Source organism: Nostoc sp. 106C (assembly GCF_002154725.1).
Lineage (GTDB): Bacteria > Cyanobacteriota > Cyanobacteriia > Cyanobacteriales > Nostocaceae > Aulosira.
Genome location: NZ_MTAW01000022.1, coordinates 1 through 410, shown reverse-complemented (window position 1 = coordinate 410; position 410 = coordinate 1). Strand labels below are relative to the sequence as shown.

Sequence of the window (410 nt, the reverse complement as noted above, 5' to 3'; positions counted from 1 at the left end):
CAAGGTTTTGATCGCTTTGCCTGTGGCGATATCCCAGATTTTGATCGTCTTGTCAACACTACTAGAAGCCAACTTTTGCCCATCAGGACTGAAAGCGACGCTCCTGACCACACTGCTATGCTCACTCAAGGTTTTGATAACGTTGCCTGTGGCGATATCCCAGATTTTGATCGTGTTGTCAACACTGCCAGAAGCCAACTTTTGCCCATCAGGACTGAAGGCGACGCTTATGACCTCACTGCTATGCCCACTCAAGGTTTTGATCGCTTTGCCTGTGGCGATATCCCAGATTTTGATCGTCTTGTCAACACTGCCAGAAGCCAACCTTTGCCCATCAGGACTGAAGGCGATGCTCATGACCTCACTGCTATGCCCACTCAAGGTTTTGATCGCTTTGCCTGTGGCGATAT

1 pseudogene is annotated in these 410 nt (G+C 49.3%); it reads right to left on the bottom strand.

Going from position 1 to position 410, the window contains the following annotated elements:
• Positions 1–357 (bottom strand): annotated as a pseudogene (locus tag BV375_RS01285) (WD40 repeat domain-containing protein); the annotation flags it as partial.
• Positions 358–410: the final 53 nt, after the last annotated feature.